Genomic DNA, 23,052 nt, shown 5'->3' on the forward strand with positions numbered 1-23,052 from the left:
AGGGCTACTCACAGGTAGGGCGCCGGGGCCCCGGCCCTTACGAGTGGGCTTCTGCGGACCCGCCCCCGCGGCCCCCGCCCGTGCGGCAGGATGCGGGCCCATGGATGCCGTACGCGTCGCACTGCTGCGAGAGGTCCTGGACGGGACCGCATGGCCCGACGCGGCCCGTCGGTTCGCGGGAGCGCTGCGTTCGTCCGTCGTACCGCAGGGCGGCGGGCTGCTGCTGGTCGGGACGGCGGAGTACGAGCCGTGGCATCTGGCCGCGCATCTGGTGGACGAGGCCGCGTGGTCGGGGCAGCCCGAGCTGGCTCCCACCCTGGTGCGGCACGAGGTGCGGTCCGGGGACCCGGCTCATCTGGCGGTCGGGCTGGGCCGTATCGAAGCGGCCGGGCGGGGCGAGACACTGCTCGTGGTGGCACCACGGCGTCCCGACGCGGGACTGCTCGAACGGGTGCACGATGCGCGCCGCTCCGGCGCGACGGTGCTGTCGCTGGACGGCGGGGACCCGGATGTGCACGGCATCGCGCATGAGGCGCTGACAGTGACCGGGGCGGCCGGGATCGACATCGACACGGTGCAGCACCTGGTCAGCGCAGCCGCCGGGGAGAACGTCCCGCCGCCGTCGCCGAGCGGTTTCCGCCGCTTCCGGGACGGGCTGTCCCGTCTTGCCGACCGCCTCACCGCCCCGCCCCCGCCCCGCTGGTAAACCGGTTGCCCCGCCGGTACCGGGCGCGGAGCATGTCGGTCCGTGGCATCACGCATCCGCGCGCTCCTTCCCGATCTCTCCCCCTGGCGGTCCTCCCGGGACTTCCGCCTGCTGTGGGTCCAGGGTCTCGTCACCTACTTCAGCAGCTTCATGGCGATGGTGGCGCTGCCTCTTCAGATCAAGGAACTGACCGGCTCCCCGCTCGCCGTGGGTGCGATGGGCGCCGTGGAGCTGGTGCCCCTCGTCGTCTTCGGGCTCTACGGCGGCGCGCTCGCCGACGCCGTGGACCGGCGCAAGGTCATCCTGTGCACCGAGGCAGGGCTGGGGGTGCTGGCCCTCGTCCTGCTGGTGAACGCGCTTCTGCCGTCCCCGCTGCTCTGGCCGCTCTACCTGGTCGCGGGCGGGGTCTCGGCCCTCGCCGGGCTGCAGCGGCCCGCGCTCGACTCGCTGCTGGCCAGGATCGTGCCGCACGAGCAGCAGACCGCCGCTGCCGCCCTCAATCAGCTGCGCTGGCAGTTCGGCGCGATCGTGGGACCCGCGCTGGCGGGTCTGCTGGTGGCGTTCACGGGTCACGCCCCTGCGTACGCGATCACCATGGGCGGCTTCTGCGTTTCCGTGCTGCTCTGTCTGCGGCTCGCCCCGGCGCCGCCCACGCTCGACGCGGACAGGCCGTCGCTGCGGAGTGTCGCGGAAGGGGCGCGGTATGCGTGGAGCCGGCCGGTGCTGCTCGGCACGTACGCCGTCGACCTGGCCGCGATGTTCTTCGCCTTCCCCAACACGATCTTCCCGTTCCTCGCGGACGAGCTGGACGCCCAGTGGTCGCTCGGGCTGATGTACGCGGCGGGGGCCGTCGGCTCGATCGTGCTGGGCCTCACGAGTGGCTGGACCTCGCGGATCCGGCGGCACGGGCTTCTGGTCGTCCTCGGTGCGGCCGGCTGGGGGGCGGCCATCGCCGCGGCGGGCTGGTTCTCGAGCGTCCCGCTGGTGCTGCTCTGCCTGGCACTGGCCGGTGCGGGTGACACGCTCAGCGGTCTGGGCCGCTCCACGATCTGGAACCAGACCATCCCCGAGGAGCTGCGCGGCAGGCTGGCGGGGATCGAGGTGCTCTCGTACAGCGTGGGCCCGCAGCTGGGCCAGGTCCGTGCGGGGGCGATGGCCGGATGGACGGGCACCCGCCCCGCGTTCTGGAGCGGCGGTCTGGCCTGCCTGGCTTCGGTGGGGCTGCTGGCCGCGGTGCTCCCGAAGCTCCTCACCTACGACGCGAGCACCGATGAGGACGCCCGGCGCCGCCGCATCCAGAAGGAGCAGGAGGTGGCGGCGACGGAAACGGCGAAGGCCGGGGCCACGCGCGGGACCGGGGCGAAGCCGTGAGCGAGCGGCGGGCAGGCGATCAGCCGGCGGTGTCCTCGCCCCGGGGGGCGTCGTGCCACCGGGGGTCGGTCTCCCACTCGAGGTTGCGCTCGCGGGCGGTCTCCATCGCGTGCTCGGCCTCCGCACGTGTGGCATAGGGCCCGAAGCGGTCCTTGGAAGGGCACTCGGGGCCCTCTTCGACCTTCTTGTGCTGCAGGCAGTAGTACCACTCGCCCGGCTTGCCCACCGTGCGCTTCTTGAACAGGGCCATCGTCGGCTCCTTCCTCTGACGCCATGCTGCCCCAGGACCGTCCCCCTACGCCTGGCGGCGGCGGGACCCCCGGCCGCGCCCGGCGGGGTGGGACGGCCCCCGGATAGACTCGCCGGCATGTCTGGCCAGTCGCTGCTCGTACCAGGGAAGCTCTCTCCCACCCGCTCCGTACCCGGAAACATCCGGCGCCCCGAGTATGTCGGGAAGCCCGCGCCGACGCCTTACACCGGGCCGGAGATCCAGGATGCCGAAACGATCGAGCGCATGCGCATCGCCGGCCGTATCGCCGCGCAGGCGATGGCGGAGGCCGCGAAGCTCATCGCGCCCGGGGTCACCACGGACGAACTGGACCGTGTCGCGCACGACTTCATGTGCGACCACGGGGCCTATCCGTCGACGCTCGGCTACCGCGGCTTCCCGAAGTCGCTGTGCTCCTCGATCAACGAGGTCATCTGCCACGGGATCCCCGACTCGACGGTGCTGCGCGACGGCGACATCGTGAACCTGGACGTCACCGCGTACATCCACGGCGTGCACGGTGACAACAACGCCACCTACCTCTGCGGCGACGTGGACGAGGAGTCGAGGCTTCTGGTCGAGCGGACGCAGGAGTCGCTCAACCGGGCCATCAAGGCGGTCAGGCCGGGCCGCCAGATCAACATCATCGGACGGGTCATCGAGTCGTACGCGAAGCGCTTCCGCTACGGCGTCGTCCGTGACTTCACCGGGCACGGCATCAACTCCTCGTTCCACTCGGGGCTGATCGTCCCGCACTACGACAGCCCGCACGCGACCACCGTCATCCAGCCCGGCATGACCTTCACGATCGAGCCGATGCTGACGCTCGGGACGCACGAGTACGACATGTGGGACGACGGCTGGACCGTGGTGACGAAGGACCGGAAGAGGACCGCGCAGTTCGAGCACACCCTGGTCGTGACCGACACCGGGGCGGAAATTCTCACGTTGCCCTGACCCGTAAGAGGGGTAGCGTTCTTACCGACAGGACGTCGGGAACCTGTTGACTTAGGTAAGCCTAAGCAGGAGGATCCTAACCGGTTCCCGTCCCCATCGGTCCCCGGAGGTCCGCCTTGGACACGCCCTTCTCGACCCTGATCCGTGTTGCGTCGCACGAACAGCACACCGAGGCGGAGACCTCCACCTTCATGAGCGACCTCCTCGGCGGCAGGCTGGGCGTCGACGCGTACACGCGCTACACGGAGCAGCTGTGGTTCGTGTACCGCGCGCTGGAGGGCGCGGCCGAAGCCCTGAAGGACGACCCGGTCGCCGGCCCCTTCATACAGCGGGAGCTGTTCCGGACGGCCGAGCTGGAGCGGGATCTCGCGCATCTGCGCGGCGCGGGCTGGCAGGAGGGGCTGACACCGCTGCCCGCCACCGCCGCGTACGCCGCCCGGGTCGACGAATGCGCCCGCGTCTGGTCGGCGGGCTATGTCGCCCACCACTACACCCGCTATCTCGGGGACCTCTCCGGCGGCCAGATCATCCGCGACAAGGCGGAGCGCACCTGGGGCTTCGACCGCAAGGGCGACGGCGTGCGCTTCTACGTCTTCGAGGAGATCGGCAACCCGGCCGCTTTCAAGCGGGGTTACCGGGAGCTGCTCGACCGGGTCGACGCCGATGACCTGGAGAAGCAGCGGATCATCGACGAATGCAAGCGGGCGTTCGACTTCAACGGGGCGGTGTTCCGGGAGCTCGGGGCGGAGTTCCCGTTGACCGCGTGAGCGGGCCGCCGACGCCGACGTGCCGGCACCGCGATCCGGCGCCGATCCGGGCCGGCGGCCCGGATCGCCCGGCTCAGCCCGTGAGACCGGGCACGGTGACGGCGTGCGGAAGGCGGGACGGTGTCGCCGCGCGCCGCAGCGGCGCTATCCGGGCGCCTGAGCCGGACTCCGGGGCGCTGCCCGACCCGCATGGTGCCGCCGGTTCGGCCGCGGGCACCGCGAGACGTACCCGCCCACCGATCTCCACGACACCGTCGGGGCCGGGGGCGGTCAGGATCTGCGAGCCCCGGCCCTGGGTGATGTTCAGGGCGCGGCCGAGGCGGGCGGTCAGCAGCAGCGCCGCCGCGCCCGTCGCCTCGTCCTCCACGATGTTGTCGTCGCGCCTGGGAAAGGCCCTCGCCCGCACGCGTCCGGCCGCTTCGTCCTCCCACGCCCAGGCGTAGAGCCAGCCCTCACCGGGCGGCGGGGCGGGCAGAGCGTCGACCTCGGCGGCCGAGCCGTACTGCTCGAGCCGGCGCGGCGGTGCCCACTCGGCGCGCGCGGTGATCCAGGTGAACTCGCCGTCGTCGCGCGCCCACACCTCGCCCGCGGGAGGATTGACGGCCTCCAGGTCCAGCAGCCAGGCGACACCGACGAGCGGATGGCCGGCGAAGGGCAGCCGCAGCCCCGGGGTGTAGATGTCCACGACACCGCGCTCGGGGTCGTCGACGAACACGGTCTCGCTGAAGCCGAGCTCGGCGGCGAGCGCCTGCCGGGACGCCCGGTCCGGCCAGCGGCGCGGATCGCGTACGACACCAAGGCTGTTGCCGAACCGGCCGTCGCCGGCGCAGAAGACCTGGAGCACGTCGAGTTCGTTCACCCCGGCATTGAAGCACCCCCGACATCGTCGTGGGACGGCCGCCGCCCGCGGCCGGGGGGCGGCCGGGGCGACGGTCGTCACACCAAGGGGTCAGGGGCGAGCGGTCGCACGACGGCGCACGGCGTGGACGACGCCCGTCCCGGCCACGGCGAGGGCGCCGGATGCGCCCAGGAGGGCGCCGGCCGGGATGTCCGCCCCGGTGGCGGCGAGATTGCCCGAGCCGTCGGCCGCGAGGCCCCCGACCGTGCCGCCGCCGGTCGTGGAACCGCCCGAGGCGCCGCCCCCGGTCGTCGAACCGCCGGAGGTCGTGGGCAGTTCGGCGTCCGCGTCGAGGGTGAGCGCGACCGTCACCGGGTCGACGGCCGTACCCGGCTTGTAGAACTCCTCACCGTTCGGGCCCACGAACTGCGCGGCGCCGTCCTTGGTGAGGGCGGCCGGGACCTTCTCGAGGGTGACAACGCCGTTCCTGGCCGAATAGTCGGCCCCGGAGAGGTCGAGGCCGGCGAACTTCACGTTCTCGGTGGTGCCTTTGGCCGTGGTGATGTCCGCGACGAGGGTGCCGGACCTGCCGGAGGCCCGGACCTTCACATCGCTGATGGTCCAGTCGATGTGGTGTGCGGCGCACTCGAACCGGACGCTGCCGCCGAAGCCCGCATCGGCCTTGCGTGCGGCCGGGTCCAGCTCCGCCGCGCGCAGGGGGAAGTCGTAGGCCGTACCGTTCTTCTCGGCACCGCCCTTCGCGGTGACCGTCCCGCCGCAGGTGTCGTCGACATAGGTACGCCAGGATTCCTTGACGCCCCAGGTCAGTCTGCCGCCGAGGGCCTTGCCGGGGGTGCCGGTCGCCGGTGACGAGGTGCCCGCGGTCGGCTTCACCGTCGGCCCGGTGGTGGGCTTGCCGGTCGGCTTGGCGGTGGGCTTCGTCGTCGGCCGGGGCGCCGTCGGATTCGGCGAGGGGCTGCCGGGGGTCACCGCCTTGACGGTGAGCGTGGCCGGGTCGAGTGGGGCCCCCTCCTTGTAGAAGCCCGCGAAGGCGTCCGCGCCGCCCTTCGTCAGCTTGGCCGGGATGTCCTTGAAGACCATGGCGCCGCCCGCGCCCTGCCCCGGTCTCACTCCGGTCATGTCCAGTGCGGCGACCGCAAGGTCGTTGCTGGTCTCGAAGGTTCCGTCCTGCTTCCTGGAGACGACGTCCGCGGTGATCTCTCCGGTGGGCGCGGCGGTGCCCTTGGTGGTGAGCCTCAGATCGGAGAGTCTGATGTCCAGGACGCCCTCGTGGGCCGTGAAGTGCACGCTCCCCTTGAAGGCGTTGGCGGTGGCGTGCGTTCCCATGTCATAGGTGCCCCTGCCGTCCACAAACGTGAACACACCGTTGCCCGGCGCCTGCTTGGCTCCATCGGCCGTGGTGATCCTTCCGTGCGCGACGGGCGAGGCGAGGTAGGCGCGGAAGGACTCCTTGAAGCCCCACTCCAGCGTGCCGTCCTTCAGTTCCACCCCCGGTGCGCCGGGCACGGCCGCGGGGGCTCTGTCCGCCGCGAGCGCGGGTAGCGCGAAGGCGGCGGCGCCGAGGGCGGCGGCCGTGGCGACTGCGGAGACGAGCGCCATGGGGCGCCGGATGACTGTGGCTGGCATGGTCGGTGTTCCCCTCGAAGAGATTCGCGGTGATCAGTCGGTGGTGCTGGTGGAGGCGCTGCGCCGGCGGAGGGCGTACACGGCGGTCGCGGCGGCGACGAGTGCGCCGGCTCCGATCGCGGCGTAGGTGCCGGGGCCGGAGGAAGGTCCGTAGGAGGAGGCCGTGGATGCCGTCGGGGCGGACGTCGCGGCCGACGGCCGCGCCACGGCGGACGGGGAGGCGCCACTGCCGAGGTCGGGCAGAGCGGGCAGCTGTGCCTCCGGGGCCACGGCGACGGAGAGCGAGACCGGGTCCATCGGGGTGCCGGGCCGGTACATCCCGCCGAACGTCCGGGCGCCGTCCGCGGTCAGCGTGGTGGGAGCCTCCGTGACGGTGGCCAGGCCGCCCTTCGGGGTGAAGTCCTTTGCAGGGAAGGTGACGAGGGGTACGGCTCTTTCGGTCCTGCCGCTCCTGGTGACATCGGCGCTGAGGGCACCGCTGCCGTTCCGCACGGCGACGGTGACCCTCCCGAGCGCCAGATCGAGACGGGTGCCGGTGAAGCGGACCGTGCCGGCGAAGTCCGCGTCGAGGGTCTGCCTCCGCTGGTCGTACGTCCCCTTCCCGTGCCGGAAGCGGAAGAGTGCGCCGCCGTCCTGGGCGCCGCCACCGAGGACCCAGCCGCCCTTGGCGATGGGGCCCGTGACGTACTCGCGGAAGGTGCGGCGCACTCCCCAGTCGACGGCTGCGTCCCTGAAGGTGCCCGCAGGCAGTGTCGCCGGGCCGGACGGCTCCGGGCTCTGCTTCGGCCGGGAGGGCGCCGGCCGCGCCGCGGACCGTACGTCCACGGAGAGGTTCACGGTGTCGAGCGGTGTGCCCGCCGTGTAGTACCCGGCGAAGGCGGCGGCTCCCCGCGAGGTGAGGGTGGCTGGGATGCCGGTGAGCCCGACGGTGCTGCCGCCGCCCTTCATGTCCACACCGGAGAGGTCCAGCGAGGCGAGCGGCACCCGGGAAGAGGTGGTGACCCTGCCCGTGCTTCCGGCCCTGCTGGTCATGTCGGCGTAGAGGGTGCCGCTGCCGCCGCCGATGCGGACGGTCGGGTGGCTGATGGTGAGGTCGAGTTCGTGCGTACCGTCCGCTCTGCGGTGGCCGACGAAGTGGACGCCACCGGAGAACCGGGATTCGAACACGCCACTGTCGGGATCGTACGAGCCCTTGGCGGAGTGGAACCGGAACCGGCTGTCACCGGTGGTGGCCGCCCCGCCCGTGAGATTCCAGCCGCCCTGGGCGATGGGGCCGGTGACGTAGGCCTGGAAGGAGGATTTGATCCCCCAGTCGAGCCGGCCGCCGTGGACCGTGCGGCTCTCGGCGTGCGCGACGGCGGCGGGGAGCAACGCTCCCAGGACGGCCCCGAGCATCGCGACGGCGAGCGCACGGACCGGTCCGGACGGCAGCATCAGAAACCCCTCCGAGGGCTGGCCAGCAAGGTAAGGCTAACCTAAGCTAACCCCAGCCCACGCCGGAAGCCCCACGCACGTCACGAATCCCGGAATCCGGCAGACGCACCATCAACTTCGTTTCAGCACAGCGGAGTTGAACGCATTGACCGTTGACGGTTCGACAGGACGGAGCCTTTCGGTGCGTAGATCCCGCCTCGCGGGTGCGCTGGTGTCGGCGCTCACCCTCACCCTGGCCGCGACCGGTTGCGGCGGGGGTGCCCGACCCGCCGGCACCCACGCCGGTCCGGCCGTCACCGCCGCTGCCGACCGGGTCGAGCCGCTCACCGCCGCACCGGATCCGGAGCTTCCCGTGACGGTCCGCTCCGCGGACGGCACAAGGGTCACGGTCGAGTCGGCCGACCGGATCGTGCCGCTCACCGGTTCACTGAACGAGATCGTCTTCACGCTCGGGCTCGGCAGCCGTGTGGTGGCCCGGGACATCACTGCCACATTCGAACAGGCCGCGGACCTGCCGGTGGTGACACGCGCGCACGACGTCTCGGCGGAGAACGTGCTGTCGCTGAAGCCGACGGTCGTCCTCGCGGACACGTCCAGCGGATCCGCGGAGGCCGTGCAGCAGATCCGTGACGCAGGCGTTCCGCTCGTCGTGGTGAAGCCCGCGAAGAGCCTTGCGGACGTCGGGACCCGGATCGACGCGGTCGCGGCCGCGCTGGGCGTGAAGTCGGCCGGAGATACGCTCCGGGCCCGGACGCAGCAACGGATCGACGCCGTGCGGAAGGACGTTCCGGCACCGCAGGACAGCGGCGGGAAACCACGTGTCGCCTTCCTCTATCTGCGCGGCTCGGCGGCCGTGTATCTGCTGGGCGGAGCCGAGTCCGGGGCGAGTTCGCTGCTGGAGGCGGCCGGAGCCGTGGACGCCGGCAAGGACTCCGGCCTGACGAAGGACTTCACCCCCCTCACCAGCGAGGCCCTCGCCAAGGCCGCACCCGACGCCGTGCTCGTCATGAGCAAGGGCCTCGACTCGGTGGGCGGCATCGACGGACTCGTCAGGATCCCCGGCGTCGCACAGACGCCGGCGGGAATGGACCGCAGGGTCGTCTCGATCCCCGACGGTGTGCTGCTGGGCTACGGGCCGCGTACCGACCAGGTGCTCAAGTCCCTGGTCGGACAGCTCTACGCGGACGGGACATGACGATGTCCGCACCCCACGCGGAACCGGCCCCACCGGTGAGCACCGCGAACACCACGAACACCGCGAACACCGCGAACAGGGAGGAGTCCCCCGTACCTGCACCGGCGCCGCTTGACGCACGGCGGAGGCGCGGGGGCTCGTACGTCCTCACCGCCTCCCTCGTCGGCGCGTTGCTGGTGCTGTGCCTGCTGTCCGCCGGACTCGGCGCGTACCACCTTCCCCTCGGCGACGTCCTCACCTCCGTCCAGCACCGCACCGGGCTCGGCGGGCATGCGCTGGAGCGCGCCGCCGAGGGCGTCCTGTGGAACATCCGGCTGCCCCGCGTCGTACTCGCGCTGCTCGTCGGTGCGTCGCTGGGCTGCTCCGGGGCCCTGATGCAGGGGGTGTTCGGCAATCCCCTGGCCGAGCCGGGCGTCATCGGAATCTCGGCGGGCGCGGCCGCGGGGGCCGTCGGTGCGATCGCGCTCGGGCTGGGTTTCGCCGGGAACTGGACGGTGACGGTGTGCGCGTTCCTCTCGGGCCTGGCCACCGTGTCCCTGGTGTATGCGATGTCGCGATCCGGCGGCCGTACGGAAGTGGTGACCCTGATCCTGACGGGTATCGCGGTGAACGCCTTCGCCGGAGCCCTGATCGGCCTGTTCATCTTCTTCGCCGACAACGCCCAGATCACCCAGATCACCTTCTGGCAGCTGGGCTCGCTCGCACAGGCGACCTGGCCCAAGGTGCTGGCGGTGCTTCCGTGCGCGGTCGTCGGCCTGGTGCTGGCACCGCTGTACGCACGGCAGTTGGATCTCCTCGCACTCGGCGAGCGGCCGGCCCGTCACCTCGGGGTGCGGGTGGAGCGGCTTCGCGTCGCAATGATCCTGGTGGTGGCGCTGCTGACGGCGGCTGCGGTCGCCGTGGCGGGCATCGTCTCCTTCGTGGGCCTGCTCGTCCCCCATCTGCTCCGCATGGCGAACGGGCCGGGCCACCGCTTCCTGGTCCCGGGCAGTGCGCTCGGCGGGGCGGTGGTCCTGGTGGCGGGTGATCTCGCGGCGCGCACGGCGGCGGCCCCGGCCGAGCTCCCGCTCGGCGTGCTGACGGCTCTCTTCGGCAGCCCGTTCTTCTTCCTCCTGCTGCGACGTACACGGCGCAGACAGGGCGGCTGGGCCTGATGTCCCCGCCCCGCACGCAACTGTCCGCCCCTTCCGAAGTCCGTGGCCGAGGTGGTCGCACATGATCGGATCGCTGTTCTCCCGGCAGCGGCGGGAACTTCCCACCCCGCCCTCCTCCGGGGACCTGCTGCTGGACGTACAGGGCCTGTTCATCCGGCTCGGGGAGCACGAGGTGCTGCGCGGCGTCGAACTGACCGCCTGCGCCGGGGAGGTGCTCGCACTCGTCGGGCCGAACGGCTCCGGGAAGTCGACCCTGCTCGCCGCAGGTGCCGCGGACCTCACCCCGGCAGCCGGCGAGGTCCGGATCTGCGGGCGGCCCGCGTGCGAGTGGTCCGCGCCGGGACTCGCCCTGCGCCGCGCCGTACTGCCGCAGTCCGCCGCGCTCTCGTTCCCGTTCCCCGTCGAGGAGGTCGTACGGATGGGCCGGGCCCCCTGGGCGGGCACACCGCGCGAGGACGAGGACGATGCGGCCGTCGCCGAAGCCATGGCGGCGACGGAGGTGACCGCGTTCGCGAGGCGGCCGTTCGCCGCGCTTTCGGGCGGCGAACGGGCCCGTGTCGCGCTCGCACGCGTACTCGCCCAGCAAGCGCCTCTGCTGCTGCTCGACGAGCCGACCGCCGCGCTGGATCTCCGCCATCAGGAACTGGTGCTGCGGGTCTGCCGAGGACGTGCTGCGGCGGGCGACGCGGTAGTGGTCGTCCTGCACGACCTCGGTCTCGCCGCGGCGTACGCGGACCGGATCGCGGTACTCCATCGCGGAGGTGTCGTCGCCGAAGGGACCCCGGACCGGGTGCTGCGCGACGACCTTCTCAGCGAGGTCTACCGGCAGCCGGTCGAAGTGCTGCCCCACCCGCGGACCGGGGCCCCGCTCGTCGTCCCCAGACGGGACACGGAGCGAGATTTGACCCGCACTTGACCGGCCCGAGGGGCGTCCATGGCGCTCCTGTGACCGGGCCGTTTCCGCACCCGGATCGTGAGAGACGAATCACTGGACGCCGGGGTTTCGGTCAGGTAAGCCTCGGTTAAGTTAGGTCCGCCTCACCCCCTGTCCCACCTTGTCCCGCCCACTCGTGGAGCCTGTATGCGACCCGTCCGCCTCACCGTCGTCACCGCCGTCGCCGCCGTGACCGCTCTGACCGCCGTCACGGGCTGCGCCGAGAAAAGCGATGCCAAGGGCGGGGACGGCGCCGTCACCGTCACCGCGAAGGACGACACCTGCGAGGTCTCCAAGAAGGAGTTCCCGGCCGGGCACGTCCAGCTCGACATCGAGAACAAGGGCACCAAGGTCACCGAGGTCTACATCCTGTTCCCTGACGACCGCATCGTCAGCGAGCGCGAGAACATCGGCCCGGGCACCAAGGCCAGGCTCACCGCCGAGGTGAAGGCCGGTGACTACGAGATCGCCTGCAAGCCCGGCATGAAGGGCGAGGGCATCCGCCAGCAGGTGAAGGTGACCGGCGGCACGGCTGCCAAGCGGTCACCCGAGATGGACAAGGCGGTCGCCGAGTACCGCAAGTACGTGCAGCAGCAGGCCGACGAGACGCTGCCGAAGGTGAAGGTGTTCACCGACGCCGTGCGTGCCGGTGACATCGAGGCCGCCAAGAAGGCCTATGCCGACTCCCGTATCGGCTGGGAGCGCACGGAGCCGGTCGCCGAGTCCTTCGGCGACATCGACCCGAAGGTCGACCTCCGCGAGGACGGCGTGGCCGACCTGAAGAAGGGCGAGCAGTGGACCGGCTGGCACCGCCTGGAGAAGGCGCTGTGGCAGGACAAGAAGCTCGGTGCCGAGGAGAAGACGTTCGCGGACACCCTCGATGCTGACCTCGCTGACTGGGTGAAGCGCGTCGGCACCGCCGAGATCTCCCCGACGTCGATGGCCAACGGTGCCAAGGAACTCCTCGACGAGGTCGCCACCGGCAAGGTCACGGGCGAGGAGGAGCGCTACTCCCACACCGACCTGGTCGACTTCAAGGCGAACGTCGAGGGTGCGCAGAAGTCCTTCGAGCTGCTGAAGCCGGTCGCGGCCAAGAACGACCCGAAGCTGGTCGCCGAGCTGGACAAGCAGTTCGCGGCGATGAACGCGATGCTCGACAAGTACCGCGCCGACAAGAGCACCTACGTCTTCACCTCGTACGACAAGGTCACCGAGCCGCAGCGCAAGGAGCTGTCGGACGGTGTGAACGCCCTCGCGGAGCCGCTGTCGAAGCTCGCCGCCGCGGTCGTGAAGTGAAGGGCCGGGGGGACATGACGATGTCGGAAGGGTCCACCGAGGAAACCACGGCAGCCGCGGACAACGGAGCGGACACGGCCGCTCCGTCGCGGCGCACCCTGCTCGGCTGGGGAGGTGCCGGGCTCGCGCTCGGCGCCGCCGCGGCGGGCAGCGCGGTGGCCGTCACCCGCTCCGGGGACGAGACCGTCCCCGCCGCCATGAGCGGAGCCGCGGTGCCCTTCCACGGGAGGCACCAGGCGGGGATCGCGACCGCCGTGCAGGACCGGCTCCACTTCGCCTCGTTCGATGTGAAGACCGAGGACCGCGCGGAACTGATCCAGATGCTGAAGGACTGGACCAGGGCCGCCGAGCAGATGACCGCCGGACAGGCCGTCGGTGAGGGCGCGTACGGCGGCCTCGCCGAGGCCCCGCCGGACGACACGGGCGAGGCGCTCGGACTGAAACCGTCCCGGCTGACGCTCACCATCGGCTTCGGGCCGTCGTTGTTCGATGACCGCTTCGGCCTCAAGGGCCGCAGGCCCGCCGCGCTGGTCGACATGCCCAAGTTCGCCGGTGACAACCTCGACCCTGCGCGCAGCGAAGGCGACCTGTGCGTGCAGGCCTGCGCCGACGACCCCCAGGTCGCCGTGCACGCCATCCGCAACCTCGCCCGCATCGGATTCGGCAAGGTCGCCGTGCGCTGGTCGCAGCTCGGTTTCGGCAAGACGTCGTCGACCACGCCCGAAGAGCAGACGCCGCGCAACATGATGGGCTTCAAGGACGGCACCCGGAACATCTCGGGCACCGACCGGGCTGCTCTCGACAAGCACGTGTGGGTCTCCGAGAAGGACGGCCCCGCCTGGATGGCGGGCGGCTCCTACCTGGTGGCGCGACGGATCCGGATGAACGTCGAGGCCTGGGACCGTACGCCGCTGCAGGAGCAGGAGGACATCTTCGGCCGCGACAAGGGCGAAGGGGCTCCCGTCGGCAAGGCGAAGGAACGTGACGAACCGTTCCTGCCCGCGATGCTGCCGAACGCGCATGTGCGCCTGGCCCACCCGGACTCCACGGGCGGCGCGAAGCTGCTGCGGCGCGGCTACTCCTTCACCGACGGCACGGACGGGCTCGGCCGCCTCGACGCCGGCCTGTTCTTCATCGCCTACCAGCGGGACGTCGGCAAGGGGTTCATTCCGGTGCAGCGGAACCTCGCATCGGACGACCTCAACGAGTACATCCAGCACGTGGGTTCGGCGCTGTTCGCGGTCCCGCCGGGAGTCCGTGGCAAGGACGACTGGTGGGGCCGGGCGCTGTTCTCGTGACGCGCAGAGGGAGACGGACGTGTTCGGCAACTATCTGATCGGCCTGCGCGAGGGCCTCGAGGCCAGCCTGGTCGTCTGCATCCTCGTCGCGTACCTCGTGAAGACGGACCGCAGGGACGCCCTGAAACCGGTCTGGACCGGTATCGGGGTGGCCTGCGGGGTGTCGCTCGCATTCGGCGCGGCGCTCGAATTCGGCTCCCAGGAGCTGACCTTCGAGGCGCAGGAGCTGCTCGGCGGCTCGCTCTCGATCGTCGCCGTCGGCCTGGTCACCTGGATGGTCTTCTGGATGCGGCGCACCGCGCGGCACCTGAAGGCCGAACTCCACGGCAGGCTGGACGCTGCACTGCAGATGGGGACGGCGGCGCTGGTCGCGACGGCGTTCCTCGCCGTGGGCCGGGAAGGTCTGGAGACAGCCCTGTTCGTGTGGGCCTCGGTGCGTGCGACGACCGGTGAGAGCGCCTCGTCGGCGCCGCTCACCGGAGTGCTGCTCGGTATCGCGACGGCGATCGTGCTCGGCTGGCTGTTCTACCGGGGCGCCCTGAGGATCAATCTCGCGAAGTTCTTCACCTGGACCGGCGGAATGCTGGTCGTGGTGGCCGCCGGTGTGCTCGCGTACGGCGTCCACGATCTGCAGGAGGCCCGGTTCCTGGGCGGGCTCGGGAACAAGGCGTTCGACGTCACCACCGCCATTCCGCCGGACAGTTGGTACGGAACGGTGCTGAAGGGTGTGTTCAATTTCCAGCCCGACCCGACCGTCCTCCAGGTCACGGTGTGGGCGCTGTATCTGATCCCGGCACTTGCACTCTTCCTCGCCCCGGTAGGGTTCGGACGGTCAGTGGGGGTCGAGGAGCAGAAGGCAACCGATGAGCAGGCTGGGTCGGGCGGCGACGGGGCTCGCCGCGGTGACGGTGCTGTCGCTGACGGCAAGTGGGTGCGTGACGGTTCACGGCGAGCTGGAAGTCGTACCGGCAGCGACGAAGAGTGAGGCCGCACAGGCCCTGAAGGACTTCACCGACGCGTACAACAGGGCCGACAAGGCCTACGACCCGGCCCTCGACGCCGGCCGGGTCACGGGCGCACTCGGTGCGATCAACCAGGCGGGCCTGAAGGCACGCAGCGTCACGAGCCCGGGCGGCAATCCGCAGCACCGGCCGCTCGAGCTGACCGACGCGAAGTTCTACCTGCCGAAGAAGGCGGGCTGGCCGCGCTGGTTCCTGGCGGACACCGACAGCAACCGTGATGTCGACACCGGTCCGCAGGACTCCCGCTGGCTGGTGGTGTTCGTCAGGAACGGCAACGACCAGCTGTGGGAGGCCGCATATCTGGCCATCCTGTCCAAGGGCGAGGTGCCCGCGTTCCGTACGGACAAGGACGGCTGGGCGGAGCCGGCGGAGGCGGACTCGGCGACGACCGCCGTCGCACCGCGCGATCTGAGCGAGGAGTACGCCTCGTACCTGCAGACCGGCAAGCCGGCGCACTTCGCCGATGGTCCCGAGACGAGCGGGTGGCGGGCGGAACGCAAGCAGATCGAGCGGCGGCCGGGCCTTTCCACCCAGTTCGTCGACCAGCCGCTGGACACCGGGGACTTCGCGCCGCTCGGGCTGGTCACTCAGGACGGCGGGGCGCTGGTGTTCTTCACGATGCGCTACTTCGACCGGCAGACGGCGGCGCGGGGCTACCGGCCGAAGGTCAGCAATGACGTCCGGGCACTGATGGACGGGCAGGTGAAGAACACGCTGACGAAGGAGTGGATCACGAGCCAGGCGGTGCAGGTGGCACCACGCGGCGGATCGGGGCCGGCGGTGACTGTCCTGGGACGGCTGCAGGGTGTGACGTCGGCGGAGGGTTCGTAGCCCCGCACCGCCACAGCCGGGGGGCCGGCTGCGCGGCAGCCTATCCGGCGCACCTGAGGACAACCGCGCGTGCGACCCGCACCACCACAGCCCGTCCGGCACTCGAGGACGGGCACACGGGGCCACCCGACAGGGAACGGCACCACACAGCCCGTCCGGCACTCGAGGACGGGCACACGGGGCCACCCGACAGGGAACGGCACCACACAGCCCGTCCGCCGTTCCAGGACGTCCGCCATGGCGGACGGCGCACTACGTCAGCGGTGCAGCGGCCATGCCACCGAGTGGCGGTCGTGTCCGTCGCCCATCGCATCCGCGTGCTTCGCGCAGGCGTCGGCGAGCGCCTCGAGCAGGGTCAGCGGATCCGGCAGAGGATGCTCGGGTCCACGGACCCAGTCGACGGTCAGGTCGTCCGGGAGCCGTGCGGGTGGCACGAGTACATAGCTGCCCCGGCTGTGCCAGCGCAGCCCCGGGTGCTCGTCCATCGTCTCGGGATGACAGTCCAGCGCACAGGGCCACCACTCGTCCTCGTCCTCGGGCGTGCCACGGGTGGCGGTGAAGAAGAGCATCCGTTCCTCGCCGGACTCGGCGACGGGGCCGACGTCGACACCCTCCGCGAGCAGCCGCTCCAGGGCGGCACGGCCCGCTTCCAGCGGTACGTCGAGGACGTCGTGGACCATTCCGGTGGCCGTGATGAAGTTCGCTTCGGGCTGGTCGCCCGCCCAGCGCTCGACCGTGTCGTGGTCGTTCGTGGACTGGGTCTGCCAGGCGAAGGAGACGGGGTGCCGGGCAGGGGTGGGACAGCCGATGCGCTCGCACGAACAGCTGAAGCCGACCGGGTGCGCGGCAGGTGCGAGCGGCAGGCCGGCGGCGGCGGTGGCCAGCAGCAGGGCCTGGCGGTCGGCACCGTCGGCGGCGGCGTCCTCACGCGGACGCCTGCGCAGCCACTGCGGCAGCCGGTTCTCCCAGGACATCCTGTTCGCCGTGCCGCGGTAGCGGCCGATACCGTCGCCCATCTATCCCCTCACACCCCTGATTCGCCCCCGGCGGTCCCTGCCATCGTCCCACCATCGGGCGCGCCGGGTGGCCGCACCCCCCGATCGAGTGGCAACGCCCTCGGTCGGGCACGGGACGCCGGGCGGCCCGAGCGGCGGACCGAAGCCTTCAGCGGCGCGGGGCGAGGCCGTGGAGGGCGTACTCGACGACCTTGTCCGCGTACTCGTGGGTGAGCGGGAGCGTGCGCAGCAGCCAGCGGTGGGTGAGCGGGCCGGTGAAGAGTTCGAGGGCGGTCCGGAGATCGACGTCGGCGCGCACACGGCCGGCGTCCTGGGCGGCGCCCAGCCTGCGTACGTACAGCTGGAGCTGCGGTTCGAGCAGCTTCTCGACGAACGCGGCGCCGAGCTCGGGGTCGACGATGCCTTCGGCGGTGAGGGCACGGGCGGGGGCGTCGTAGTGGGGCGAGTTCAGCTCGTCCACGGTGGCGCGGAGCACGCCCTTGAGATCGGCTTCCAGATCGCCGGTGTCGGGGATCTCCGTCTCGCCCTGGGCGGCCTGCTCGCCGAGATCGAGGAAGGCCTCGAGGAGGACCGCCGCCTTGGACGGCCACCAGCGGTAGATGGTCTGCTTGCCGACACCGGCGCGGGCGGCGATGCCCTCGATGGTCGTCCTGGTGTAGCCGATCTCGCCGACGAGGGAGAGGGCTGCGTCGAAGATGGCGCGGCGGGAGCGTTCACTGCGGCGGGAGGGGTCGGGTGTCCTGGTCTCGGCCATGGATTCAATCTACCAGCGGCGCGACGATACGTATCGTCTTGGCCAGGTGAAGCAAAGATGTGATGAACCACCCGTTCGGATCACTGCGCGACCGGCTCCGTACAGCGCACCATGGCTGCACGCACAACCGTGCGTCGCTGCTCTGCCGTTCGTGAGGAGCCCGCATTGCCTCGTGACGCTAGACCCCGCCGCTACCTGATGTGCGCACCCACGCACTTCGAGGTGACGTACTCCATCAACCCATGGATGGACCCCGGCAAACCCGTGGATCTGCCGCTGGCGCTCGCCCAGTGGGAGACCCTGCGCGACCGCTACCGTGCACTCGGCCACACGGTGGAACTGCTGGACCCGCGACCCGACCTTCCGGACATGGTCTTCGCCGCGAACGGCGCGACCGTGGTGGACGGGCGGGTGCTCGGCGCCCGCTTCGCCCACCGTGAACGGGAGGCCGAGGCCGAGGCGCACCTGGAATGGTTCCGCACACACGGCTTCACGGAGATCCATGAGCCGTCGCACATCAACGAGGGCGAGGGCGACTTCGCGGTGACCTCGACCTATGTGCTGGCGGGGCGGGGATTCCGGTCGAGCCCGCTCTCGCACGACGAGGCGCAGGAGTTCTTCGGCCGCCCGGTGATCGGCCTGGAACTGGTGGACCCGCGCTACTACCACCTCGACACGGCGCTGTCCGTACTCGACGACGAGACGGACGAGATCATGTACTACCCCGGTGCCTTCTCACCGGGCAGCCGGGCGGTCCTCGCCCGGCTCTTCCCTGACGCGCTCATCGCCCGCGAGGCGGATGCGGCGGCACTGGGACTCAACGCGGTGAGCGACGGCCGTCATGTGCTGCTGCCGCAGGCGGCGGTGGGACTCTTCGGGCCGCTGCGGGCCAGGGGCTTCGAGCCGGTGGCGGTGGACCTCGGGGAACTGCTGAAGGGCGGAGGCAGCGTGAAGTGCTGCACGCAGGAGCTCCGCTCCTGACACACGGGGCCAGGAGTGCGGGGTACTCCTGGCCCACTGCCCGGGAGGTGGGCTGCTGCAGGATTGCGGCCCACCGTCCCCGAAGTCCGGTGCACCCGTCGTCGCGCCGGACCGGTGGGGTGTCCGGGAGGCCCACCGGCTCGCGACGCCCTGCACGGCTCACCCGGCCCCCGGCCGGGTGCGGCTCTGCGGAGCCAAGGTGAGTGCCTCCCACCGCCTTGCGGTGCTTCCCCTCCCCCTGGCGGGCCCGGGGAGACCGTGGGGTCGCCGGACGCCGCGAGCCTTCCCGGCAGACCTTTCCGGTCACCGCACCGGCTGCACAACCGCGCCCCGCATCGACGCGCCGGCCGGGCGTCGGCCCCGGGCCCGTCCGCGGCCTGCCCGCGCCCCCGTCCGTACGGCGGCCGTCCCGGCCGGCCGGCGCTGGTGCCGTGGCACCCGGCACCAGGCACCAGGCACCAGGCACGGCCTGCCCGAGCGCGCGCCTTCACCAGGCGCAGGGGCCGGGACTCCGAGGGGACTCCGGGAGCGCTCCGAGGGGGGTCAGTCCTCGGGGGGCCACTGCGCACCCCATCCCGTGTCGCGCGCCGCGCGATACAGGTCCCCGTGGCGTTTGGTGACGGTGGTGCGGTGGAGGGACTCGTCCCGGGAGCAGAGGTCCAGGAGGACCTGGCCCTTGCGGATCTGGGGTTTGCGGACCACCCGGGAAGGGGCCGGGCCGACCGGGAAGCGGCCGGCGGCGACGTAGCTGAACTTCTCGTCCTCGTAGGCCAGCGACCCGCCCTTCACCTGGCGGTGCAGTGACGAACGGCTGACCCGGGCCGCGAAGTGGCACCAGTCCGTGCCGGGAACGATCGGGCAGGCCGCGCTGTGCGGACACGGCGCGGCCACGCTCAGCCCCGCCGCGAGGAGACGGTCGCGGGCCTCGATGATGCGGCCGTAGCCGTCGGGGGTGCCCGGCTCGACGATCAGGACCGCCTGCCCCGCCGCAGCGGCCTGCTCGACGACCTCGGCACGGTCCGCGTCCGTGAGCTCCTTCAGGACGTACGAGACCGTGATCAGATCCGCCGGTTCCAGCTTCATCGCTGCGCCGATCCTGACCCGCCGCCACTGCGCACCCCGCAGCGCGGGCGAGTCCGAGGCCGCCGCCAGTTCGCGCCCCAGCGCGAGGGCGGGTTCGGCCCAGTCCAGCACGGTGGTGCGGTGGGCACCCTCGGGCCAGGCGTCGGCGACGGCCCAGCTCGCCGCGCCCGTACCGCCGCCGATGTCGGTGTGCGTGACGGGAACCCACCCGGGTGCCGCCGCCCGGAACGCGGCGAGAGCGGACCGCACCGCTTCGAAGGTCGCGGGCATCCGGTACGCGGCGTACGCGGCGACGTCCGCCCGGTCCCGCAGCACCGGGGCATCCGTGGGCGTGACCCCCCTGTAGCTGGCGATGAGCCGGTCCACCGCCTGGGCGACACGGCCTTGCGGCAGACCGTCGAGCAGACCCGCGAGAGCGGCCGGCAGCGTGACGGAGGGAGGGGTGGGAGGAGTGGCGTTCACCGGCGAATTCTAGTCCGTGCACCGCCGTCGGACGTGGGGCGGTCGAACCACTTTGCCCCTGGCACCAGTTGCTAGTCTGAGGCCCGTTGACCTAGTGCTGTGACCGGATAGGTTTGCCGGGAAGCTCGCGGCGTCCGGTGCGGTGCATCGCAAGGCGGAGTATCGCCCTCGTACTGGATGTACTCGGGTGATTCGACAACGCAGCGAGGTACCGTGCAGGGCGTCGCGAGCCGGTGAACCTATCCGGTCACAGCACTAGGGCGGGCTCATCGGGGGGACCATGGGACAGAAGGTCGTGCGCCTGGCCCTGGCGGCCGGAGTGGCCGTACTGGCGGTGCTGCTCCTGCTGGCCACCCTCGGCGGCGGAGGCAAGGGCGCCGAGGTCGACGGCGGCAAGGGCGGCAGACCGAAGGCCCCGGCACACGGCGCAGGACCGGCCACCAGGCTCACCGTCCCCGACGTCTACGACACCGCCAAGGGCTGGGAGCTCCCGGACGCCTCGCCCGACGTCGCCGTGGCCGGTGAGACCGGTCGGATCGCCTATCTGGTGCGGGCAGGGGACGACCGCTTCCAGCTGCGGACCCTCGACGCCGCGACCGGAAAGGCGGGCTGGTCGGGCCGTCCCTGGTCGGCGCTGGCCGGCCCCGACAACTTCCCCCGGCTGCTCTCCGTCACCAAGGACGAGCGGCAGTTCTTCGTGACCTGGTCGTTCGGGAAGGCCTGGCAGGCCACCCCCTCCGGCACCTTCGTCTCGCTCGACATCTACGACGCTCTCGACGGCGCGCGACGGCGCGTCGAGGTGCCCTGGCCCACCGCCCCGGCAGTCTCCGGCACCGGCCCGGGCATCCTCATCGGCACCGGCGGGGCGCGCAGCGCTGTCGTCGACCCGGTGAGCGGCAAGGTGACCGTGGTCGAGGCGAAGGATCTGCGCCATCCCAAGGGCTGCGGGACCTGTCGTGTGCTGACCGAGGTGCGCGGGCTCACCCCGAAGGGCCTGCTGATCAGCGGGGCCCGGGAGTTCTGGGTGCGCGGCGGCTGGTTCAGCCGGAACGTCGCCCCGGCCGGGGCCGACCGCGCCCACGGCGTACCGACGTCCGTCACCCCGGGCCAGGTGCTCGTCCGCTGGCAGAAGGCGAAGAAGACCAAGCGGGCCGCCACTCACGACATCTGGGCGGTGCACGACGTGACCACCGGAAAGGCACTGGTCTCGGCCGAGTGCCACAAGCCGGCGATCGAACCCGGCGACTATCCGCAGGCCGTCGTCTCCTCGGAGGGCCGGTACCTGGTCGCCGGGAATCTCGCCTTCGATCTGAAGGAACGGGCAGGGCGCTGCTTCGAGGAGGCGGACGGCACGCACCCCCTCACGCTGACGACGGTGACCGACGAGGGCCTGGCCTACGGGGCGGCGAACACCCGCAGCGCTGCGGAGGCCCTGGCCGGAGGCGGTGTGCCCCACGAGGTCGATCTGTCGACCGGCCGGCCCGATGAGCTCCCCCTCAACACCCGGCTGCCGGGTACCGAGGTCTCAGGAGCAGGGCTGTTCCGCTGGATGGACACGAAGGACCGGCTGCATCTGATCGGCTACGCGCGCACGGACTGAGCGGCGGGGCCGGCGGACGGTCCGGCATCGGGACCGTGGGCGGGGTCGTCGGTGCCCACGGCGGCGCGCCACGGCCGGCACAGGCCCACGAAGCAGGCCAGCGCGCCCAGCCCGCACACCAGCTGGACCACGGCCATCGGCACCGCAGTCGTCTCCCCCGCGATCCCGACGAGGGGGGAGGCGACGGCACCGATCAGAAATGCGGAGGTGCCCAGCAGGGCGGACGCCGAACCCGCGGCGTGCGGAGTGCGCATCAGCGCCTGGGCGTTGGTGTTGGGCATGGCCAGGCCCATGGCCGACATCAGCACGAAGAGACCTGCGGCGACCGGCGCGAGCCCGAGGTGTCCGAAGACTCCCGATGTCATCAGGAGCAGGGCCAGGGCGGCGAGGGCGATCACGCACAGGCCGAAGCCGAGCACCTTGTCCAGGCTGACCCGGCCCACCAGCACCTTGCCGTTGATCTGGCCGACCGCGACCAGGCCGACCGAGTTGAGCCCGAAGAGCAGGCTGAAGGTCTGCGGGGAGGCGCCGTAGATCTCCTGGACGACGAAGGGAGAGGCCGAGATGTACGCGAACAGCGCGGCGAAGGCGAGTGAGCCGGCCAGCATGTAGCCGGTGAAGACCCGGTCGCCGAGCAGCCCTCGCATGGTGCGCAGTGCCTCGCCGACGCCTCCGTTGTGCCGCCGCTCCTCCGGCAGGGTCTCGCGCAGCCACTTCCACACGACGAGAGTGAGCAGCAGACCGACCCCCGTCAGGACATGGAAGACACCGCGCCATTCCGTCACGCGGAGGATCTGGCCGCCGATCAGCGGCGCGATGATCGGGGCGGCCCCGGAGATGAGCATCAGCGTGGAGAAGAACCGGGCCATTTCCTCGCCGTCGTACAGATCACGGACGACCGCGCGGGCGATGACGATGCCGGCGGCTCCCGCGAGGCCCTGGAGCAGCCGGAAGGCGATGAGCAGTTCGGCGCTCGGCGCGAGGGCGCAGACCGCCGTCGCGACGACGTACATGACCATGCCGACGAGCAGGGGGCGACGGCGTCCCCACTTGTCGCTCATCGGTCCGACGACGAGCTGGCCGAGGGCCATGCCGGCGAGGCAGGCGGTGAGTGTGAGCTGGACGGTCGCCGCGGGCGCGCGGAGAGAGCCGGTGACCTCGGGGAGCGCCGGGAGGTACATGTCCATCGAGAGCGGGGGCAGTGCGGTCAGTCCGCCGAGCACGAGGGTGACGAGGAGACCGGCCCGGCGCGCGGATGCGCCGGAGGCCGGGGCCCGGTCGGCAGTGGATATGTGTCCTGGTGTGGTCCGACCGCTCTCCGGCATCAACAGCTCCTGTCCATGGGTCCGCTCACCTATGCTCTCAGCTTGCCCGGGGTGGTCGAGACCTTTCCGCCCGTCGCCCCGGGAGCCCGAGGACGCGGTTGCCCGTGGGGGGC

General features: G+C 71.5%; 21 protein-coding genes. 13 read left to right on the forward strand and 8 right to left on the reverse strand.

What is annotated here, in order from left to right:
* Positions 1-100 precede the first annotated feature (100 nt).
* Positions 101-706, forward strand: coding sequence for a hypothetical protein (locus AC068D_RS04425; protein WP_478821444.1), 606 nt, complete (start codon positions 101-103; stop codon positions 704-706).
* A 42-nt stretch (positions 707-748) separates the two neighbouring features.
* Entirely contained in the window at positions 749-2,077 is a 1,329-nt protein-coding gene (locus AC068D_RS04430) for an MFS transporter (protein ID WP_478821445.1), read from the forward strand.
* 19 nt (positions 2,078-2,096) lie between these two features.
* Here the strand turns inward: AC068D_RS04430 and AC068D_RS04435 are convergent, their stop codons facing one another.
* Positions 2,097-2,327, reverse strand: a complete 231-nt coding sequence (locus tag AC068D_RS04435) for a hypothetical protein (protein ID WP_478821446.1) — start codon at positions 2,325-2,327, stop codon at positions 2,097-2,099.
* Between the two features lie 117 nt (positions 2,328-2,444).
* Here AC068D_RS04435 and map point away from each other — a divergent pair, with 117 nt between their 5' ends.
* Entirely contained in the window at positions 2,445-3,302 is an 858-nt protein-coding gene (gene map / locus AC068D_RS04440) for a type I methionyl aminopeptidase (protein ID WP_478821447.1), read from the forward strand.
* A 116-nt stretch (positions 3,303-3,418) separates the two neighbouring features.
* A complete protein-coding gene (locus AC068D_RS04445; protein ID WP_478821448.1) occupies positions 3,419-4,069 on the forward strand; it encodes a biliverdin-producing heme oxygenase in 651 nt (216 codons plus the stop codon).
* Between the two features lie 73 nt (positions 4,070-4,142).
* Here AC068D_RS04445 and AC068D_RS04450 read toward each other — a convergent pair whose 3' ends face one another.
* The 3 genes from AC068D_RS04450 to AC068D_RS04460 form a co-directional block, all read right to left on the reverse strand.
* On the reverse strand, positions 4,143-4,928 hold the full coding sequence (locus AC068D_RS04450) for a PhzF family phenazine biosynthesis protein (protein WP_478821449.1): 786 nt from the start codon (positions 4,926-4,928) through the stop codon (positions 4,143-4,145).
* 90 nt (positions 4,929-5,018) lie between these two features.
* On the reverse strand, positions 5,019-6,554 hold the full coding sequence (locus AC068D_RS04455; RefSeq protein WP_478821450.1) for an HtaA domain-containing protein: 1,536 nt from the start codon (positions 6,552-6,554) through the stop codon (positions 5,019-5,021).
* A 33-nt stretch (positions 6,555-6,587) separates the two neighbouring features.
* Entirely contained in the window at positions 6,588-7,988 is a 1,401-nt protein-coding gene (locus AC068D_RS04460; protein WP_478821451.1) for an HtaA domain-containing protein, read from the reverse strand.
* 181 nt (positions 7,989-8,169) lie between these two features.
* On the opposite strand from AC068D_RS04460, the gene AC068D_RS04465 reads away from it, so the two are divergent.
* The 7 genes from AC068D_RS04465 to AC068D_RS04495 all read left to right on the forward strand — a co-directional run bounded on the left by AC068D_RS04465 (position 8,170) and on the right by AC068D_RS04495 (position 15,718).
* Positions 8,170-9,183, forward strand: a complete 1,014-nt coding sequence (locus tag AC068D_RS04465) for a heme/hemin ABC transporter substrate-binding protein (RefSeq protein ID WP_478821452.1) — start codon at positions 8,170-8,172, stop codon at positions 9,181-9,183.
* Between the two features lie 2 nt (positions 9,184-9,185).
* Positions 9,186-10,337 carry a FecCD family ABC transporter permease gene (locus tag AC068D_RS04470; protein WP_478822008.1) on the forward strand — a complete coding sequence of 384 codons (1,152 nt, stop codon included), beginning with the start codon at positions 9,186-9,188 and terminating at the stop codon, positions 10,335-10,337.
* Between the two features lie 61 nt (positions 10,338-10,398).
* Complete coding sequence (locus AC068D_RS04475; protein WP_478821453.1) at positions 10,399-11,253, forward strand: heme ABC transporter ATP-binding protein; 855 nt, start codon at positions 10,399-10,401, stop codon at positions 11,251-11,253.
* Positions 11,254-11,418: 165 nt separating this feature from the next.
* Entirely contained in the window at positions 11,419-12,567 is a 1,149-nt protein-coding gene (gene efeO, locus AC068D_RS04480; protein ID WP_478821454.1) for an iron uptake system protein EfeO, read from the forward strand.
* A 20-nt stretch (positions 12,568-12,587) separates the two neighbouring features.
* The gene (gene efeB / locus AC068D_RS04485) at positions 12,588-13,865 is read left to right on the forward strand and encodes an iron uptake transporter deferrochelatase/peroxidase subunit (protein WP_478822009.1); all 1,278 of its coding nucleotides are present in this window, start codon (positions 12,588-12,590) and stop codon (positions 13,863-13,865) included.
* 19 nt (positions 13,866-13,884) lie between these two features.
* The gene (gene efeU / locus AC068D_RS04490; RefSeq protein ID WP_478821455.1) at positions 13,885-14,850 is read left to right on the forward strand and encodes an iron uptake transporter permease EfeU; all 966 of its coding nucleotides are present in this window, start codon (positions 13,885-13,887) and stop codon (positions 14,848-14,850) included.
* Positions 14,738-15,718: an SCO2278 family lipoprotein gene (locus AC068D_RS04495; protein WP_478822010.1), complete on the forward strand. Its 981-nt coding sequence runs from the start codon at positions 14,738-14,740 to the stop codon at positions 15,716-15,718. Before efeU ends, AC068D_RS04495 begins: the two co-directional genes overlap by 113 nt.
* A 257-nt stretch (positions 15,719-15,975) precedes the next feature.
* Here AC068D_RS04495 and AC068D_RS04500 read toward each other — a convergent pair whose 3' ends face one another.
* Entirely contained in the window at positions 15,976-16,734 is a 759-nt protein-coding gene (locus AC068D_RS04500) for a bifunctional DNA primase/polymerase (protein WP_478821456.1), read from the reverse strand.
* Between the two features lie 148 nt (positions 16,735-16,882).
* Positions 16,883-17,488, reverse strand: coding sequence for a TetR/AcrR family transcriptional regulator (locus AC068D_RS04505; RefSeq protein ID WP_478821457.1), 606 nt, complete (start codon positions 17,486-17,488; stop codon positions 16,883-16,885).
* Between the two features lie 111 nt (positions 17,489-17,599).
* On the opposite strand from AC068D_RS04505, the gene ddaH reads away from it, so the two are divergent.
* Positions 17,600-18,469: a dimethylargininase gene (ddaH, locus tag AC068D_RS04510; protein WP_478821458.1), complete on the forward strand. Its 870-nt coding sequence runs from the start codon at positions 17,600-17,602 to the stop codon at positions 18,467-18,469.
* A 543-nt stretch (positions 18,470-19,012) separates the two neighbouring features.
* Here ddaH and AC068D_RS04515 read toward each other — a convergent pair.
* A complete protein-coding gene (locus AC068D_RS04515) occupies positions 19,013-20,014 on the reverse strand; it encodes a small ribosomal subunit Rsm22 family protein (RefSeq protein ID WP_478821459.1) in 1,002 nt (333 codons plus the stop codon).
* Between the two features lie 280 nt (positions 20,015-20,294).
* Here AC068D_RS04515 and AC068D_RS04520 point away from each other — a divergent pair, with 280 nt between their 5' ends.
* Positions 20,295-21,614: a hypothetical protein gene (locus AC068D_RS04520; protein WP_478821460.1), complete on the forward strand. Its 1,320-nt coding sequence runs from the start codon at positions 20,295-20,297 to the stop codon at positions 21,612-21,614.
* On the opposite strand, the gene AC068D_RS04525 is transcribed toward AC068D_RS04520, so the two are convergent.
* Positions 21,596-22,939, reverse strand: coding sequence for a Bcr/CflA family multidrug efflux MFS transporter (locus tag AC068D_RS04525; RefSeq protein ID WP_478821461.1), 1,344 nt, complete (start codon positions 22,937-22,939; stop codon positions 21,596-21,598). The two genes, AC068D_RS04520 and AC068D_RS04525, sit on opposite strands and share 19 nt — an antisense overlap.
* Positions 22,940-23,052: the final 113 nt, after the last annotated feature.

It is taken from the genome of Streptomyces sp. NPDC043861, assembly GCF_056435905.1.

Bases quoted from the DNA above. Each gene is read 5' to 3' on its own strand.
- AC068D_RS04425 (WP_478821444.1), top strand. From the start codon at position 101: ATGGATGCCGTACGCGTCGCACTGCTGCGAGAGGTCCTGGACGGGACC.
- AC068D_RS04435 (WP_478821446.1), bottom strand. From the start codon at position 2,327: ATGGCCCTGTTCAAGAAGCGCACGGTGGGCAAGCCGGGCGAGTGGTAC.
- map (WP_478821447.1), top strand. From the start codon at position 2,445: ATGTCTGGCCAGTCGCTGCTCGTACCAGGGAAGCTCTCTCCCACCCGC.
- AC068D_RS04455 (WP_478821450.1), bottom strand. From the start codon at position 6,554: ATGCCAGCCACAGTCATCCGGCGCCCCATGGCGCTCGTCTCCGCAGTC.
- AC068D_RS04460 (WP_478821451.1), bottom strand. From the start codon at position 7,988: ATGCTGCCGTCCGGACCGGTCCGTGCGCTCGCCGTCGCGATGCTCGGG.
- AC068D_RS04470 (WP_478822008.1), top strand. From the start codon at position 9,186: ATGTCCGCACCCCACGCGGAACCGGCCCCACCGGTGAGCACCGCGAAC.
- AC068D_RS04475 (WP_478821453.1), top strand. From the start codon at position 10,399: ATGATCGGATCGCTGTTCTCCCGGCAGCGGCGGGAACTTCCCACCCCG.
- efeO (WP_478821454.1), top strand. From the start codon at position 11,419: ATGCGACCCGTCCGCCTCACCGTCGTCACCGCCGTCGCCGCCGTGACC.
- efeB (WP_478822009.1), top strand. From the start codon at position 12,588: ATGTCGGAAGGGTCCACCGAGGAAACCACGGCAGCCGCGGACAACGGA.
- AC068D_RS04500 (WP_478821456.1), bottom strand. From the start codon at position 16,734: ATGGGCGACGGTATCGGCCGCTACCGCGGCACGGCGAACAGGATGTCC.
- AC068D_RS04505 (WP_478821457.1), bottom strand. From the start codon at position 17,488: ATGGCCGAGACCAGGACACCCGACCCCTCCCGCCGCAGTGAACGCTCC.
- ddaH (WP_478821458.1), top strand. From the start codon at position 17,600: ATGGCTGCACGCACAACCGTGCGTCGCTGCTCTGCCGTTCGTGAGGAG.
- AC068D_RS04520 (WP_478821460.1), top strand. From the start codon at position 20,295: ATGGGACAGAAGGTCGTGCGCCTGGCCCTGGCGGCCGGAGTGGCCGTA.
- AC068D_RS04525 (WP_478821461.1), bottom strand. From the start codon at position 22,939: ATGCCGGAGAGCGGTCGGACCACACCAGGACACATATCCACTGCCGAC.